The organism is Thalassospira lohafexi (assembly GCF_002844275.1).
GTDB lineage: Bacteria > Pseudomonadota > Alphaproteobacteria > Rhodospirillales > Thalassospiraceae > Thalassospira > Thalassospira lohafexi.
Window position 1 is genome coordinate 297787 of sequence record NZ_NXGX01000006.1, and the last position, 15110, is coordinate 312896.

The window sequence follows — 15110 nt, forward strand, 5'->3', positions numbered from 1 at the left end:
CAGGAGTCACTGTTCGCTATTGGTGTGAAAAAGGGACTTTTCGTCCTTAGTTTAAGTACGTGACGTGGCAGAACGTATTTGTTCCTCGTCGGATATGCTTAGGCAAACAGCCGCATGCCGCGTTCCGATATTTTCCTGAACCCGGCGACGACATGCGCGGCAAGGGCTTCTTCGACCGCACCGTGACCATCACGTTTGGCAAGGGTCATGCGGTATTCGCCCAGTTTCGGCAGGCCATGGCGCGGGCCAAGATGCACCAGATCATCGGAAATCACGCTGATTGGTAGGGGCGCAATCGCAAGATCAGCACGTACCGCAGCAATCTGGGCCTGACAAAACTCGCTGGTATAGGCAATGCGGTAATTGACGTCGGCTTCGTCAAGCGCCTTGAGCGCCATGGTGCGCCAATAACATCCCTGTTCGGCCATCGCCATCGGGACCGGGCGTTTATCAAGGGCCGTTCCATGCCGCGCACCAAGCCAGACAAGCGGTTCGGAGTGTATCGGTGGTTGCGGGTCAAGTTCGGGATCGTAGCTAAACACTGCCACGTCAATTTCACCATCGGAAACGCGATGGCGCAAATTGTAGGTCGGGCCAAGATGGACGTCGATATCAACGTGCGGGTGGCTGTCGGCAAAGCGTTTGAGGATTTCGGGAATGGCGATGATGCCGGTATCATTGGGAACACCCAGCCGGACGATCCCGGAAAATTCCGGCGCATGAAAATGCGATATGGCTTCGTCATTGAGTTTGAGTAACCGCCGCGCATAGCCCAAAAGCACTTCGCCGTCTTCGGTCAGGCTGACACGGCGGGTTTCACGTTTGAACAATTCACGTTCCACCATGCCTTCCAGCTTTTTGACCTGCAGGCTGATGGCCGATGCGCTGCGATGGACCTTTTCGGCCGCGCGCGAAAAATTACCGGTTTCGCAGATGGCAACAAAGGTCCGGGCAAGGTCCAGATCAAGGTTATGGATCAGGGCGGGAGTTGTGTTCATCGCCAGCCTCATTGTTTTGGTGAGTGGCATCTCGTTATGAGTGCTGCCACCGACAGAAAACCTTATCTATGAGAATATCTAATCGGTGATGTTAAATCTTCTCGTTTGTCTCATCAATGAGAAATGTTCATTGTTTTAAAAACAACGATTGGAGATTCTCATGTCTGCATCCTTCATATCCTACGAAAACACTCAACGAACCCGTGCATCACAAGCGTGTGCTCAGGCTGGTGTGACGCTGTCATCCTCAAAGTCTGAGGGTTTTGCCAGGCGTTTCCTGAATACCTTGACGGCATGGCGCGAAAATCGTCAGAAGCAAAAGTCATTGAAGAAAACGCTGTCGCTTGATCCGGAAACACTTCGCGATATTTCGGGCATGACGGCGGCCGAATTGTCCGAACAGATGCAGGGCACAAACGACCGACGAACCGGGCGGGGGTTTGCCGCGCACGATGTGCTTGCCGGTATGGTTCTGGCGTGGCCCAGCCCAAAGAAAAAGGATTGAGGCGTTTTGAAAACGACATCCGTGCTGCCCTGTTTTCACATTCTTGCGCAAAACAGGGCAGGGATGCGCGCACGGGACTTTGCAATTGTGATGCACGGTGCGATGATCTGTGTTCAGAAAGTCAGGAATGCCGATGCCAGAACCGCAATTCGCATCTGTCCCCGGGGCCGAGCAGGCAAAGTTCGAACCCAATGGGCGCTATCAGAAATTTGAAGTCTTCAATCAGTTGATTGGCGATGCAAATCTGCTGCGCGCGGGTGATTTTGGCGACAGCATTTCGGTGGCACACTGGCGGCGTAAGGCCGATGTCCTGACGCGCTATACCGATCCGGACCATCACACCATCAGTCTGTATGTGAATGGCGGGACCGGCATTCAGCGTAAAATCGGTGCAGATCCCCTTACCGGCGGTGGTCCGGGGCGCTGTTGTTTTATGCCAGCCCACATGACGTCTGACTGGGTGGTGCAGGGTGAGGTGGAACTGTTTCACCTTTATATCCCGCATGCGTCGTGGGAACGGGCGGTGGTTGAGGCCTTTGACATTGAACCCAACGGCGTCGAAGTCCCCGAAAAGACCTTCTTTCTTGATCCCTTGATCGAACAAACCGTGCGGCATGCCATGTTGCCCCTTGATTGGGATATTCCGGCCGACCGGATGGCGATGTCACATGCCGGGCAATCGTTGATGGGCCATATGTTGCGCAGCTATTCAACGCGGCGTGATCTGGGCTTTAAGGTGCGCGGTGGATTGTCCCCAGTGATCAAACGCCGGGTGTTTGATTATGTCGATGCCAATCTGGAGGCAGCCCTGACGATTGAGGAATTGGCGGCTGTTTCCGGCCTGTCGGCCTATCACTTTGCCCGCATGTTTCGAAAATCGGTCGGCGAAGCGCCGCATAAGTTTGTCTTGCGGCGTCGGATCGAACTGGCGATGACGATGTTGCGATCCGGGCAGTATGCTGTGGCGGAAATTGCACATGCCACCGGATTTTCCAGTCAGGCGCATCTGACCACCCGTTTTCGCGCCATGACCGGTGTGACACCGGCAAAATACCGCGACATATCTTAAGGCGCTGATTTCAAAAGAGTGTTAGCGCTAACATCGTTCAAGGGGCATGTGCCGTCTGGCTTTTTGTCATGACAAGTACGGTCTGGTCGCGTGACCATCGGTTGCCGTGATCTTTTACTTGTTTTCCTTATTTTTTCGAGCCCATGTCCATCATCACCTTTGCGCGTATCCGCACGCATAAGACACTTGTGTGGCTGCTCGCAAATAATCCCCCATAAGGCCCGAAAACGATTGCCGCCGTGATGGTGTGTTCGTTAATTCGCAGCGATGATTTCTGTCTCGCACCATGTGCATTTGCGGTTAATCGTGCTGCGGTTGATTACAAGTTGGCGATCAGAAAATGAGATAATTTTATTAAGTTGTTGGTATTAATCAATTTTTACAAGTTGATAATTTCGTTGACAAGATTGGCATTTGGTATCTAAGATTTTACAACAACTAAAATATCAATTAATGGCAAAAGCCAATCCAACGGGAGGATATCCAAATGAAAACCACGTTCAAAACACTCGGACTCTGTGCGGTGCTTGCAGGCGCACTTGCCGCACCTCTGTCAGCTTACGCAGAGACCACGCTGCGTATCGGAACGGTTTTATCGCCAAATGATCCGATGGGGCAGGGGCTTGAAAAGTTTAAGACCGACGTCGAAAAAGCGACCAATGGCGACGTTCTCATTGAGGTGTTCCATAATTCCCAATTGGGCGATACCACCGAAATGATCGATCAGGCTCGTGCGGGTGCTGCTGTTGGCACGGTGACCGATGTTGCCCGTCTTTCCAGTTTTGTACCGTCACTTGCCATCATGTCGGCACCGTTTCTGTTTGATAATTATGAACAGGCCGACAAATTCGCCCTTTCCGATGAATACCTCGCCTGGGGTGAAGAACTTCGCGAGAAATCCGGCCTCTTGATGATTGCATCGAATTGGTATCAGGGCGCACGTCATGCGTTGACCCAGAAACCTATTTCGGGTCCGGATGATCTTTCCGGTGTTCGGATGCGGACCATCGGAGCGCCTGTTTGGATTGAAACCATCCGTGCGATGGGGGCTGAGCCCACCCCGATTGCTTGGGGTGAAGTTTACAGCGCATTGCAGCTTGGCACAATTGATGCGGCTGAAGCTCAGCCAACGGCGATTTGGAATGCCAAACTTTACGAAGTGATCAAGAATGTCACGAAAACGGGACATATCCAGCTGGTTACAGCTCTTGTTGTTGGCGCAGATGCCTGGGACGAGATTTCTGAGGAAAATCAGAAAATTGTCCGTGATCTGGCTGTCGAAAATGGTCGCTATGCGTCCAAGTTGACCATCGAGCTTGGTGAAAAGGCGCTTGAAGACGTTGCGGCAAGTGGCGTTGAGGTCAGTGAAGTTGACCTGGCTCCGTTCAAGGAAGCCGTTGCTCCGGTTTATCAGATGCTTGATCTCGAAGCCGAGGCAGAAATCGTCAACAAGGTTCTTGGACGCTAATTCCAGCGCTTAGAAAACGTGCCGAACAAAAGTGCGTTGCCGCGCGTGCGCAGCAACGCACTTCAAATTTCAAGATGGAATAGAATACATGCTCAAGCGAATTGAGTTTGCCTTTGGCGGAATGCTGCTTGTCACCGTTGTGTTACTTGTTGCCGTCGCATCCGTTTCAAGGGCAATGGGAACGCCGATTATCTGGTCGGTCGAAATGGCTCAGCTGATTTTTGCGTGGCTGTGCATGTTGGCAGCAGATATCGCCATGCAGGAAGACCGGCATTTCGGGCTTCAAATCGTAAGGGAAGTTGTTTCTGCGCGTACTGCCGATCTGATCGAGATTTTCAACATCGTTGTGATCATCGGTTTCCTTGCGTTTCTTCTTTATTACGCTTGGGGCAACATGGTTTTGATGCATCCGCGTCTTGTTGGTGCGGCCCAGATCAATGCTTCCTACATTCATGCGTCGATGGTCGTTGGCATCCTTTTGATGATCCGCACCATGGTATCGCAACTTATCCGACGTATGCGACGCAGGGAGGCAAACTGATGTTGATCTTGATCGCGGTTCTATTCACGGTTTTCCTCATTATCGGCATGCCTGTGGCGTTTGCGCTTGGGCTCGCATCTATTCCGGTTTTTGTTGTAAGCGGCGCCATGCCACCGACGGTGGTTATTCAGAAAATGGTGACGGCAACACAAAGTTTTCCGCTTTTGGCTGTGCCCTTCTTTATCTTTGCCGGCAACCTGATGAACGTGACGGGCATTACCTATCGCCTGGTTAAATTTGCCCGATTGCTAACCGGCTGGATGGCGGGTGGTTTGGCGCAGGTTTCCATTGTGCTGAGCTTCATGATGGGCGGTATTTCCGGTTCGGCTGTTGCGGATGCCTCGATGGAGGCACGCCTTTTGGGCCCCAGCATGATCAAGCAGGGGTATTCCAAGGCGATGACGGCCGCTGTTTTGGCCTTTGGTTCGGTGATTACCGCAACCATTCCACCGAGCATCGGTTTGATCCTGTTTGGCTTTGTCAACGAGGTCTCTATTGGTCGCCTGTTCCTTGCCGGGGTTGTACCCGGTATTTTCCTGACAATCGTTTTAATGATCACAACTTGGCTGGTTGCGCGCAAAAACGGATACAAGCCCGACCTTCCAACCGTTCCAAGTGGTAAGGAATTGGTGTCGAGCTTTTCTGAAAGTGTCTGGGCCTTGGCATTCCCGGTTATTCTGATTGTCGGGTTCCGCTTTGGCATTTTTACCGCGACCGAAGCCGGTGCTTTCCTTGTCTTCTATGCGCTTGGCGTCGGGTTGTTCATTTATCGTGAACTTGATTTCAAGAAGTTCCGTGAAGCTGTGACAAGCTCAATTTCCGATCTGGGAATGGTCATGTTGCTGATCATTATGGCTGCTGTTCTTGGCTATGCCATGACCATCGAACGTGCCCCACAACAAATCACCGAATTTGTCACGACGCTGACGGAAAACCCGACGATGATATTGATGCTGGTGGTCGCGGTTCTGGTGGTCAGCGGCATGTTTCTCGAGGGGGCAGCCAATATTCTTCTGGTTACACCGATTGTCATGCCGGTGCTGATCAGTGCTGGTTATGATCCTGTGCACATGGGCATTCTGATTGTCACGTTGATCAATTTTGGCGGGCTGACACCGCCTGTCGGGGTCATCATGTTTACGGTCTGTGGCATTCTTGATGTCAAGACTGGCGCCTATAGCCGCGCGTCGATCCCGTTTTTCATCGCCATGGGAATATTCTTCATTTTGATGGCTGCAATACCAAGCTTGACGTTGATCTTGCCCAATACATTGATGTAATCGATGACCTGAGAAATTCAGGCACCAGAAGAATTGCCAAGGAGATATATCGAACATGAAGACTTCTACTGGTGGATTGATTGCGGTGCAGGGCGGCGGGATTAAAACCAACGCTCATGTACCTGCCTCTGCCTTGGTATATGAAGAAATCAGAAGACAGATTGTTTCTTTGACGCTTCTGCCTGAAACGACGCTTGTGCGTGCGGAGCTGGCTGACAGTTTTAGTGTCAGCCAGTCGCCCGTGCGTGAAGCGATCATGCGGCTTGAACAGGACGGATTGGTTGTGTCCTATCCGCAGTCACGAACAGTTGTGACCAAGATTGATGTTGCGCGCATTCGCGAAGAGCATTTCCTGCGGGTGGCCGCAGAATGTGAAGCGGTTCGTCAATTGGCTGAAGCACCGGAAACAGCTGCGGTTATCAAGGCCAAGGGCATTGTCAAAATGCAAGAAGCACTGGTCGGCGATATTGAACAGATTGATCTGTTCAAACAGCTCGATGAAAGCTTCCACGCGGCACTTTTTAATGGCGTCAATCAGTCCAACCTGCATTTGCAGATTACCGCGCGCAGTGGGCATCTTGAAAGGGTTCGGACCCTTGATTTGCCACGTGCGGGAAAAATGTTTTCGGTTCTCGAAGGCCATAAGGCCGTTATTGCCGCCATCCAATCAGGTGATGGTTATGAGGCGACCACGCAGATGCGTCAGCACCTCTCAGGAACAATGGAACGCTTGCCCCAGATAATCGACGAAAACAAGGATCTGTTTTCCTAACCATCCTTTGTCTTTCATCGTTTATCGTTAGGCCGGATGTTGATTTCGGGCAAGAAAGCGATCGAGTTCTCGTTGCGCGGGCGGTTGACCGGTAAAGACTTCGACATACTCGGGAATGCGCTGCAGGCGTACCGCAAGGTCTTCGTCCGTCTGCATCGAGATATAGCCGATTTGCACCAGATATGTGGTTCTTGCACGGGTATCGGCCAGACGCTCGTTCTGGCCAAAGCGCATAAACATTTGTTTAAGCGCATCAAGGCGTTGTTCGTCGGCAGACTGTATTTCCCTGAGCAATGCCGGGGATCGAACAGACCAGCCCCGAATGGCAAATTCAAATTTGGCGTCAAACAGTTCCGGCTTTAACCAGCAATCAATGACATTGAGCATCGCCTCTGTCACGGTTTCGGCAAATGCCTCTGTCTGTTTGATGAGGTTGCCGGTGTTTTTCGCACGCCACTGCGTGATCAGGGCATCCAGCAGTTCCTTCCGATCCTTGAAGAACCAGTAGAAACTTGTTCGTGACAGGTTAAGCCGCTTGGCAAGGGGTTGAATTTTAACCCCGTCCACCCCGGTTTCAAGCAATGCGTCATAGGCCGCATTCAGCCAGACGTCGGGCGAACCGCGCCAGCCACCATTTTGTGATTGTTCTTCCATGGCTCAGTCCATAGCAAACTGCGGGGTGCATAACAAGCAAACTACACATGAATGTACTATAAATATACATCTATGAACTTAAAATTGACATAAGTGTACATTTATCCATATGGTTGAGAAGAGAGAGTTCGAAACCGGAGTTCCCGCACATGTCCAACGATCCCATTCTTCAGCCCTATCAGCTCAAGCATCTTACCCTGCGCAACCGGATTATGATGACGTCTCATGAGCCAGCCTATCCGGAGGATGGCATGCCAAAGGAACGCTACCGCGCTTATCACGTGGAACGCGCAAAGGGTGGTGTGGCGATGACCATGACAGCGGGGTCTGCTGCGGTATCAAAGGACAGCCCACCGGTTTTCAACAACCTGCTTGTCTATAAGGACGAGGTTGTGCCGTGGATGAAGGATTTGACCGACGCCATTCACGAACACGGTGCGGCGGTGATGATCCAGTTAACCCATCTTGGCCGTCGGACGCGGTGGGATAAAGAATTCTGGTTGCCGGTTGTGTCGCCATCGCACAACCGCGAAGCATCCCATCGTGCCTTCCCCAAAAAGATGGAAGACTGGGACATCGAGCGGATCATTAAGGATTATGCAGATGCAGCCGAACGGATGAAAGCGGGCGGCATGGATGGGATTGAGCTTCAGGCCTACGGCCATTTGATGGATCAGTTCTGGTCGCCGCTGACCAATGATCTTGATGGCCCATATGGCGGGGGCATCGATAACAGGTTGCAGTTTACCTTTGACGTTCTTACTGAAATTCGCAAACGGGTCGGTTCCGATTTTATCGTCGGTGTGCGCTATTCCGGGGATGAGTGCCTTGAGGGCGGCTTGACAAAAGAAGACGGTCTGTCGATCTCAAAGCGCCTGAAAGACAGCGGAATGATTGATTTTCTCAATGTCGTTCGGGGACATATTGACACCGATGCGGGCCTTACCGATGTGATCCCGATCCAGGGCATGGCAAATTCGCCGCATCTTGATTTTGCCGGTGAAATTCGTGCTGCGACCAACTTCCCGACTTTCCATGGGGCGAAAATCCCCGATGTCGCAACCGCACGTCATGCGATTGCCTCGGGCAAGGTCGATATGGTTGGCATGACCCGTGCGCATATGACCGACCCGCATGTTGTGCGCAAAATCATTGAGAAACGCGAAGAGGAAATTCGACCCTGTGTTGGGGCGAACTATTGCCTTGACCGTATTTATCAGGGTGGGGCGGCCTATTGTATTCACAATGCGGCGACCGGGCGTGAACTCGACATGCCCCATATCATCTCAAAAGCGGAAATTCGCAAAAAGGTTGTGGTTGTCGGGACCGGCCCCGCGGGGTTGGAGGCGGCACGGGTTGCAGGTGAACGCGGACATGACGTTGTTGTCTTTGAAGCCGCCGACAAACCGGGCGGGCAGGTGCGATTAACCGCGCAAAACGAACGCCGTAAGGAAATGATCAGCATCATCGACTGGCGCATGAACCAGTGTGCGCAGCATGGTGTCACCTTCCACTTCAATACATGGGCGGAAGTTGACACCGTTCAGGCCGAAAATCCCGACGTTGTGATTATTGCAACCGGCGGCTTGCCCGATACCGAAGTGCTGTCACGCGGCAACGATCTGGTGGTTTCTTCGTGGGATATTATTTCCGGTGACGTCAAGCCGGGGACCAATGTTCTGGTGTTCGATGACGCAGGCGATCATTCAGGACTTCAGGCTGCCGAACTTATCGCGCAGTCTGGTGCAAAGGTCGAAATCATGACCCCGGATCGTTCATTCGCACCGGAAGTCATGGCGATGAACCTTGTTCCCTACATGCGCTCCATGCAAAAACTCGATGTGACGTTTACGGTGACATATCGTCTGGCGGCGGTTGAGAAAGACGGCAATCACCTGACGGCCCATGTCGGAAGTGATTATGGTGGCGTTGCCAAACGGCGCACGGTTGATCAGGTGGTGATCAATCATGGGACCATTCCGCTTGATGATCTTTACTTTGAACTCAAATCGGCGTCCTCAAACCATGGCGAGATGTCGCATGATCAACTGATTGCCGGAAAGCCCCAGTCAGTTGTGCGCAATGCGGACGGAAATTTCCAGTTGTTCCGCATTGGTGATGCGGTATCTGCACGCAATACACATGCGGCGATCTATGATGCCCTCAGGCTCCTGAAGGATATTTAAGCGGTCGGCTCGGGTCGGTTGTGCGATTACCCAATGAACTGGCGCGTGCCGCACATTGTTTGCGGCACGCATCCAAGGTCAGGATTAGTCCGGGGTGCCCCAAACGCCGGTTTGTGCAGCCTCATGGGCATATGTCCGAAGGGGTTTTGGTTTGCGGCCAAGGATTTGTTCAATGTCGCCTGTCGGTGTTTTGTTCCGACCGTCCAGAACTTCTGAAAACAGATAGCGGATTAAACGCCGGACGTCGTCGGGTACGCCATCCTGTTCAAGGCCAGAATCAAGCTGGTCAAGTGTGATGGGAACAAAGGCAATGTCGCGGTTGGCGGAACTGGCGATGATGGCGGTTGCTTCGTCAAAGGTCAGGGCATCAGGCCCTGAAAGCTCATACGTCTTGCCAATATACGTTGGGTCAAGAAGGGCTGTGACCGCACATTCGGCGATGTCGTCGGCATCAACGAACGGCTCGGGAATGTCGCCGGCAGGCAGGGCAAGCAAGCCGTTTTGAAGATAAGGCAGGAACAGGTCTTCGCTAAAGTTCTGGAAGAACCAATTGGCCCGAAGCACGGTCCAGTCAGCCTCCGAATTTCGCAATGTGCGTTCCGCATCCTGTGCAGCATCTTCCCCGCGGCCCGACAACATCACAAGTCGTTTCGCACCATGGCTTAGGGCGCGGGCTGCAAAATCAGCGATGATCTGATCCGAGCCGGGAACAGCCAGATCAGGCTGAAACGTGACATAAACGGCGTCAATGTCGCGTAAGACATCATCCCATGTGTCGGGCTTCGTCCAGTCAAACGATGGCGTGGTGCTGCGCGATACAGCACGTACCGAATGGCCAAGGTTTTGCAGTTGTTCAGCGACACGTCGGCCGGTTTTGGCCGTTGCGCCAAGCACGAGAAAACGGGTTTTTACTGTCATTTTAGGGCTCCTGACATTGGGGTTTTAAATATGATAAATCCTCACATTTGCTAAATGTGATAAATCCTCGTATTCTGTTCGTCAAGAGAGTTGACAGGGAACCGGCCTGTTGCTGTTGTCTAAAAACAGTTAGATAAGCTTATGAAAACAGGACGTAAGTATTTGTCAGATAACGCGAAAAAGATGCGCCGTGCCCCCACGCAAAAAAGAAGTCGCGAGCGGGTGCAAAACATCCTTAAGGTGGCGTGCGAGCTGATTGCATTGCAGGGAAGTGATGGGATGAAGATGGGGGAACTCGCAGAAAAGGCGGGAGTCTCCATCGGATCGCTGTATCAGTATTTTCCTGATAAGGCGGCGATCATTCATGCGCTGGCCGATCGCTACAACGATGAATCACGCCACTGTATCGAAGAAGCCCTGTCAGCGGTCACGTCTGCGCACAACTTGATTGCGGCCTTTGATCAACTGATCGACACCTATTTCGAACTGTTCCTTGCCGAACCGGTCATATGCGACATCTGGACGGGTACGCAGGCTGATAAGACGCTGCGTGATATGGAGCTTGAAGTCAGTCGGGAAAATGGTGCGTTCCTTGCCCGGACAATCGCGCGGTTGCGCAATGAGCAGACTGCCGACCCGTCCATTTCGGCCCGGTGTCTTTTGATCATGAGTATGGGGGAGGCCACCATGAGATTGGCGATTTCCGTTCCGGTTGAAGAAGGTCGCGAAATTGTTGGCAGCTATAAGCGCATGACGCGCCGTGAAATCACTGAAATGCTTGATGCGTCGTAGGAACGGTTATGCGCGGCCTGTCGTGAATGGTTTTGGTCCCGGGCGTCCGAGCAGGAAGCCTTGCACATAATCGACCTTGTGCTCTGTCAGGAAGTCGAGTTCTTCCTGTCGTTCAATGCCTTCGGCAATAACCTCGATGCCGAGCTGTTTGGCAAGGTCGATCAGTTTGCTGACAATGGCCTGTTTGTAGTTGTCATGATCAACGTGGTCGATCAGCTCGCGGTCAATTTTAATGATGTCCGGACGCAGATCCGGCAACATGTTGAGCGTCGAATATCCTGACCCAACATCATCAAGTGCGACCCTGAAACCTGAGTCCCGATATGATCGCAGGATGTGGCCAAGATGCGACGTGCTGCGGACTTTTTCGGTTTCAATGACTTCAAAGACAATGCTGCTGCGGTCGATTTGGCATTCTTCGACCACCTCGATGGTGGATCGCAGGCAGAAATCGGGATCGTAAATCGAACTCGGCGTGAAATTGATAAACAGATTGCCAGTCACGCCTGCCTTGTGAGCATTGCGCACGTTTGCCGCACGCGCGGCGCGGTCAAGCTGGAACAAAAGTGTCGCGGATTGTGCGGCGTCAAACAGTTGCCCGGGTGTAATTTCGCTGCCGTCTGCTGCAACACCCCGTAGTAGGCATTCATGTCCATAGGGGGCGGTGAAATTGCTGATCGGGAAGATCGGCTGAAATGCGGAGTTCAGGCGGCTTTCGCGTAAAACATCCCCCAGCCATTCTGCGCCAATCGCAGCCCTGATTGCATTCAGGCTTGTGATCCGGGAAATGTCATCGATTTCCGGGGACTGTTTGGGGGGCATGATCAATGCTTTGGTTGCGGCCATTTCTTCGGGCAGAAGATCTTTTGAAATCGCATCAATAAGGTCGCGCAACCCCGGGCGGGAATAGTTAATGGTCAATGTTGCAACGGATGCCGTCTTCTCAACGGGAACGTCGATAGACTTGGCCGAGGCAAGAATCTTGCCTGTTATGTGTGACACCGGTGGCCATAAAAACAACTGACCTTCTTTCGGGGCGATTTCCGGAATGGAATCACATTTATTGCAGTACGTCACTTGTTCCTCCCCGGTATCATCTTTGCCCAACATACTGAACGAAAAGAGATTAGGTGGCAATTTGAATGGCTTATAATAGTGCCATTTGGGCCTTGTCGCGCCAAAGCACGGGAGCCCATATTGAAAAATTCAATTCTAAAGGGATAAATCAGGGGACGCATCAGGTCAAATATCGATGGTAAACAAATCGATGGTTTGTTGGCGACCACGGATGTCAAAAGTGCCAAGTGCACGAAAGTCGACACCGGCGTCTTCAAGCTTATGACATAGCGCACGTGTTGTTTCACTGATCAGGATTTCAGTGCCAGTTTCCTTGTTCATATTCTCAAGCCGCGATGCCAGATTGGCAGCATCCCCCTGAATGGTAAAATCGACCCGGTCACGTGATCCGACCGGTCCTGCAACCACAGGGCCGGTATGAATGCCAATTCTGGTTTCGATTTTTTGATGTCCGGCAAACAGATGTTCACGGCCAAGGTTTTGCATGGCAATGGCCGCGCGCACGGCATTTGCCGCGTGATCAGGATCATCATGGACCACATTGAATGCAGCATGCAGCGCGTCACCAACATAATTAAGTACTGCCCCGCCATGATCGCGGATCGGGGCATTCACCAGATCAAAATATTCATTGAGTAACGAGATAACTTCTGCCGGTTCAAGTTGTTCTGCCATGCGGGTAAAGCCGCTGATGTCGGTGAACATTACTGTCGCATAACGCAACTCGCCCGATGCGCGTGGGTCATCGTTGCGTTCACGTTCCATTGCCAGATTGACAACATCCTGACTGACATAGCGTTCAAAAGCCCGGCGCATACGGTCTTTTTCCGATAGGCCTTCGGCCATGCGGTTAAATTCAAAGGCCAGTTTTCCGGCTTCGTCATCGCTGGTGACGGCAATGCGGGTGTCTATCTTGCCCTGGCCGATGTCACGGACCGCCTCGGTCAGGCGGCTGATGGGGGATGTCAGGGTGCGGTTGATGAAATACAGACATAGAACAGCGGCTGTTTCGGTCGCGATGACGTCCAAAATTACGGCCTGTTCGACACTTAGGCCCTGCGTTGCACGAATGTCGCGAAAGACTGTCAGGTCCAAAAGAATGGCCATTGACGAAATCAAGGTCAGGGCAAGGATAACAACCGCCAGCCGATGACCAATTCGCGCGCGACCGGGACGGAAATTAAATCCCCATTTTTTATGGATATCGTGCTTGATTGTTTCGCTGCATGCGGCAGCGGCAAAGAAGGCGTAAATCGCAAAATGGGCAGCATAGGCAAAGCTGAACCAAAGGCTGCCATAGATTTTCAGGATGGTTGGCACCTGTGCGGAAAGTTCCGGATAGGTATTGAAGATGCCAAGTCCAAATGCTGCAACAGAATAGATCAACCCAACACAAAACGCCCAGATGGATGAAGCAAGCGCAAGCTGCCGCAGCCTGCGCAATCCCGGGCTAAGGCGCTGAGACGAGTTAGTGTGCAAGCCGACGATCATTTTGCTGATTGGGCGAAATAAAAACCATGCACCAATCGCATTTAACCCGACCAGAATGGCGATATTGACAAGGGCTGCGCGCCAGATCAGGGATGTGTTTCCGGAAATCAGGACATACGCCCCAGAAAAACACACATCAATAATTGCCATACCAATCATCGCAACGACATAGCGCGCGACAAAGGGTGCCGATGCGGATTGATCGGTGCTCGCTGTTGTCGGGCGCAAAATGCTTTGTGCGATGTTGCTCATATCCTGGGTCACGGATTTTCCTGTTGTTTTCAATTCATACGAGCAGAACGGCAATCAGGTTCATTTGATCTCGATTAGATGCAGTCAAAGTCAGGTTGGCAGGGTGCCTTGCTGCACTTATGATGATGCGGGGAAGATAGGAAAATCATGCAGTTTAGTCTTCGACAGTATCAGGCAGAGGCAGCAAGCCACAACCACACTGATTTTCACCAGATTATCATTTCCGATCTTGGGCTTCTGGAAATGGAAATTGAAGGTCGTGGCGGTCAGGTGCGCGGTACAAAGATGGCCTTTGTGCCCGCTGGTGATACGCATGCCTATCGAGCCGAGGGATTAAACAGGTTTCTTGTGCTTGATGTCGATATTGCTGTTGCCCAGAGGACTGGTATTGAAAAGCTGTGGCGTCGTAACGCCAATGCATCACCTTATCTTCAAATGGCGACGGGGCGACAGGCGGTGATTTCCGACCTGTTTCATGTTCTGTCAAAAACCATACACGACGGGAATCATATCAGACGGCCGAGCCGGGTTGGCGACTGCGGGGCCATGATTGATGACCTAACAGGTGAAGACGGGATTGTTTGCGACGGTTTACGGCGCATTTTGTCGGGAACGTCGGCGGCTTTGACGACGTCTGCTGATGATTGGGAGTTGCCTGGTGTTTTGCCATCCCGTTTGCAACGCGTTCTCGATTGGGCCGACGTGCGAATGGCCGACCCGATTACGGTTGGGGATATGGCTGCTGTTGCGGTTCAGTCGGAAAGCAGCTTCTTTGTCAGTTTTCAGCGATATCTTGGCACAACGCCGATGCGCTGGCTTACCGAGCAACGCTTGTTTGCCGCACGCCAATTATTGCTTGGTTCTGATGAACAGACCTCAATCGGGGTAGTGGCATCACAGGTCGGGTTTACCGATCAAAGCGCGTTCTCGCGCGCGTTCTCACGCCGCTTCGGACATCCTCCAGTCAGGATGCTCCGCCAACTACCCGATCAGTTGGGTGACATCTAGCCACACAAAAATCAAAAAAAACTTTGTCGGATCGATTGCAGTAGGTAGGGCGCTGCTCAGCATAATTTTGCGTGTCGTCTTTGGCAAAATGGAGGTAAC

At 52.1% G+C, this 15110-nt stretch carries 14 protein-coding genes; 9 read left to right on the forward strand and 5 right to left on the reverse strand.

All coding sequences use genetic code 11. From position 1 onward, the window contains the following. Positions 1-98: 98 nt before the first annotated feature. A complete protein-coding gene (locus COO92_RS16475) occupies positions 99-998 on the reverse strand; it encodes a LysR substrate-binding domain-containing protein (RefSeq protein ID WP_101303867.1) in 900 nt (299 codons plus the stop codon). Positions 999-1158: 160 nt separating this feature from the next. On the opposite strand from COO92_RS16475, the gene COO92_RS16480 reads away from it, so the two are divergent. The 6 genes from COO92_RS16480 (at position 1159) to COO92_RS16505 (ending at position 6633) form a co-directional block, all read left to right on the forward strand. Further along, positions 1159-1503, forward strand: coding sequence for a hypothetical protein (locus COO92_RS16480; RefSeq protein WP_101303869.1), 345 nt, complete (start codon positions 1159-1161; stop codon positions 1501-1503). Between the two features lie 133 nt (positions 1504-1636). Beyond that, positions 1637-2572 carry an AraC family transcriptional regulator gene (locus tag COO92_RS16485; RefSeq protein WP_101304022.1) on the forward strand — a complete coding sequence of 312 codons (936 nt, stop codon included), beginning with the start codon at positions 1637-1639 and terminating at the stop codon, positions 2570-2572. A 487-nt stretch (positions 2573-3059) separates the two neighbouring features. Further along, complete coding sequence (locus COO92_RS16490) at positions 3060-4040, forward strand: C4-dicarboxylate TRAP transporter substrate-binding protein (RefSeq protein ID WP_101303871.1); 981 nt, start codon at positions 3060-3062, stop codon at positions 4038-4040. Positions 4041-4128: 88 nt separating this feature from the next. After that, on the forward strand, positions 4129-4581 hold the full coding sequence (locus COO92_RS16495; protein WP_101303873.1) for a TRAP transporter small permease: 453 nt from the start codon (positions 4129-4131) through the stop codon (positions 4579-4581). After that, entirely contained in the window at positions 4581-5861 is a 1281-nt protein-coding gene (locus COO92_RS16500; protein WP_101303875.1) for a TRAP transporter large permease, read from the forward strand. The genes COO92_RS16495 and COO92_RS16500 overlap by 1 nt, the downstream gene beginning before the upstream one ends. Positions 5862-5916: 55 nt before the next feature. After that, a complete protein-coding gene (locus COO92_RS16505) occupies positions 5917-6633 on the forward strand; it encodes a GntR family transcriptional regulator (protein WP_101303878.1) in 717 nt (238 codons plus the stop codon). Positions 6634-6660: 27 nt separating this feature from the next. Here the strand turns inward: COO92_RS16505 and COO92_RS16510 are convergent, their stop codons facing one another. Then, complete coding sequence (locus COO92_RS16510) at positions 6661-7287, reverse strand: TetR/AcrR family transcriptional regulator (RefSeq protein ID WP_101303880.1); 627 nt, start codon at positions 7285-7287, stop codon at positions 6661-6663. A 149-nt stretch (positions 7288-7436) separates the two neighbouring features. On the opposite strand from COO92_RS16510, the gene COO92_RS16515 reads away from it, so the two are divergent. Continuing rightward, on the forward strand, positions 7437-9473 hold the full coding sequence (locus COO92_RS16515; RefSeq protein ID WP_101303882.1) for an NADH:flavin oxidoreductase: 2037 nt from the start codon (positions 7437-7439) through the stop codon (positions 9471-9473). 84 nt (positions 9474-9557) lie between these two features. On the opposite strand, the gene COO92_RS16520 is transcribed toward COO92_RS16515, so the two are convergent. Beyond that, positions 9558-10391, reverse strand: a complete 834-nt coding sequence (locus COO92_RS16520) for an NAD(P)H-binding protein (RefSeq protein ID WP_101303884.1) — start codon at positions 10389-10391, stop codon at positions 9558-9560. A 183-nt stretch (positions 10392-10574) separates the two neighbouring features. Here COO92_RS16520 and COO92_RS16525 point away from each other — a divergent pair, with 183 nt between their 5' ends. Continuing rightward, a complete protein-coding gene (locus COO92_RS16525) occupies positions 10575-11183 on the forward strand; it encodes a TetR/AcrR family transcriptional regulator (RefSeq protein ID WP_276307571.1) in 609 nt (202 codons plus the stop codon). 6 nt (positions 11184-11189) lie between these two features. Here the strand turns inward: COO92_RS16525 and COO92_RS16530 are convergent, their stop codons facing one another. Together COO92_RS16530 and COO92_RS16535 are read right to left on the reverse strand one after the other, a co-directional pair. Beyond that, positions 11190-12260 carry an EAL domain-containing protein gene (locus COO92_RS16530; protein WP_101304024.1) on the reverse strand — a complete coding sequence of 357 codons (1071 nt, stop codon included), beginning with the start codon at positions 12258-12260 and terminating at the stop codon, positions 11190-11192. Positions 12261-12425: 165 nt separating this feature from the next. Further along, a complete protein-coding gene (locus tag COO92_RS16535) occupies positions 12426-14015 on the reverse strand; it encodes an adenylate/guanylate cyclase domain-containing protein (protein ID WP_133125080.1) in 1590 nt (529 codons plus the stop codon). A 135-nt stretch (positions 14016-14150) separates the two neighbouring features. Between COO92_RS16535 and COO92_RS16540 the strand changes: the two genes are divergently transcribed. Further along, entirely contained in the window at positions 14151-15011 is an 861-nt protein-coding gene (locus COO92_RS16540) for a helix-turn-helix domain-containing protein (protein ID WP_101303891.1), read from the forward strand. The last annotated feature ends 99 nt before the right edge of the window (positions 15012-15110 follow it).

Coding starts and splice junctions, on each gene's coding strand:
- COO92_RS16475 (WP_101303867.1), bottom strand. CDS start 998: ATGAACACAACTCCCGCCCTGATCCATAACCTTGATCTGGACCTTGCC.
- COO92_RS16480 (WP_101303869.1), top strand. CDS start 1,159: ATGTCTGCATCCTTCATATCCTACGAAAACACTCAACGAACCCGTGCA.
- COO92_RS16485 (WP_101304022.1), top strand. CDS start 1,637: ATGCCAGAACCGCAATTCGCATCTGTCCCCGGGGCCGAGCAGGCAAAG.
- COO92_RS16490 (WP_101303871.1), top strand. CDS start 3,060: ATGAAAACCACGTTCAAAACACTCGGACTCTGTGCGGTGCTTGCAGGC.
- COO92_RS16495 (WP_101303873.1), top strand. CDS start 4,129: ATGCTCAAGCGAATTGAGTTTGCCTTTGGCGGAATGCTGCTTGTCACC.
- COO92_RS16500 (WP_101303875.1), top strand. CDS start 4,581: ATGTTGATCTTGATCGCGGTTCTATTCACGGTTTTCCTCATTATCGGC.
- COO92_RS16505 (WP_101303878.1), top strand. CDS start 5,917: ATGAAGACTTCTACTGGTGGATTGATTGCGGTGCAGGGCGGCGGGATT.
- COO92_RS16510 (WP_101303880.1), bottom strand. CDS start 7,287: ATGGAAGAACAATCACAAAATGGTGGCTGGCGCGGTTCGCCCGACGTC.
- COO92_RS16515 (WP_101303882.1), top strand. CDS start 7,437: ATGTCCAACGATCCCATTCTTCAGCCCTATCAGCTCAAGCATCTTACC.
- COO92_RS16520 (WP_101303884.1), bottom strand. CDS start 10,391: ATGACAGTAAAAACCCGTTTTCTCGTGCTTGGCGCAACGGCCAAAACC.
- COO92_RS16525 (WP_276307571.1), top strand. CDS start 10,575: ATGCGCCGTGCCCCCACGCAAAAAAGAAGTCGCGAGCGGGTGCAAAAC.
- COO92_RS16540 (WP_101303891.1), top strand. CDS start 14,151: ATGCAGTTTAGTCTTCGACAGTATCAGGCAGAGGCAGCAAGCCACAAC.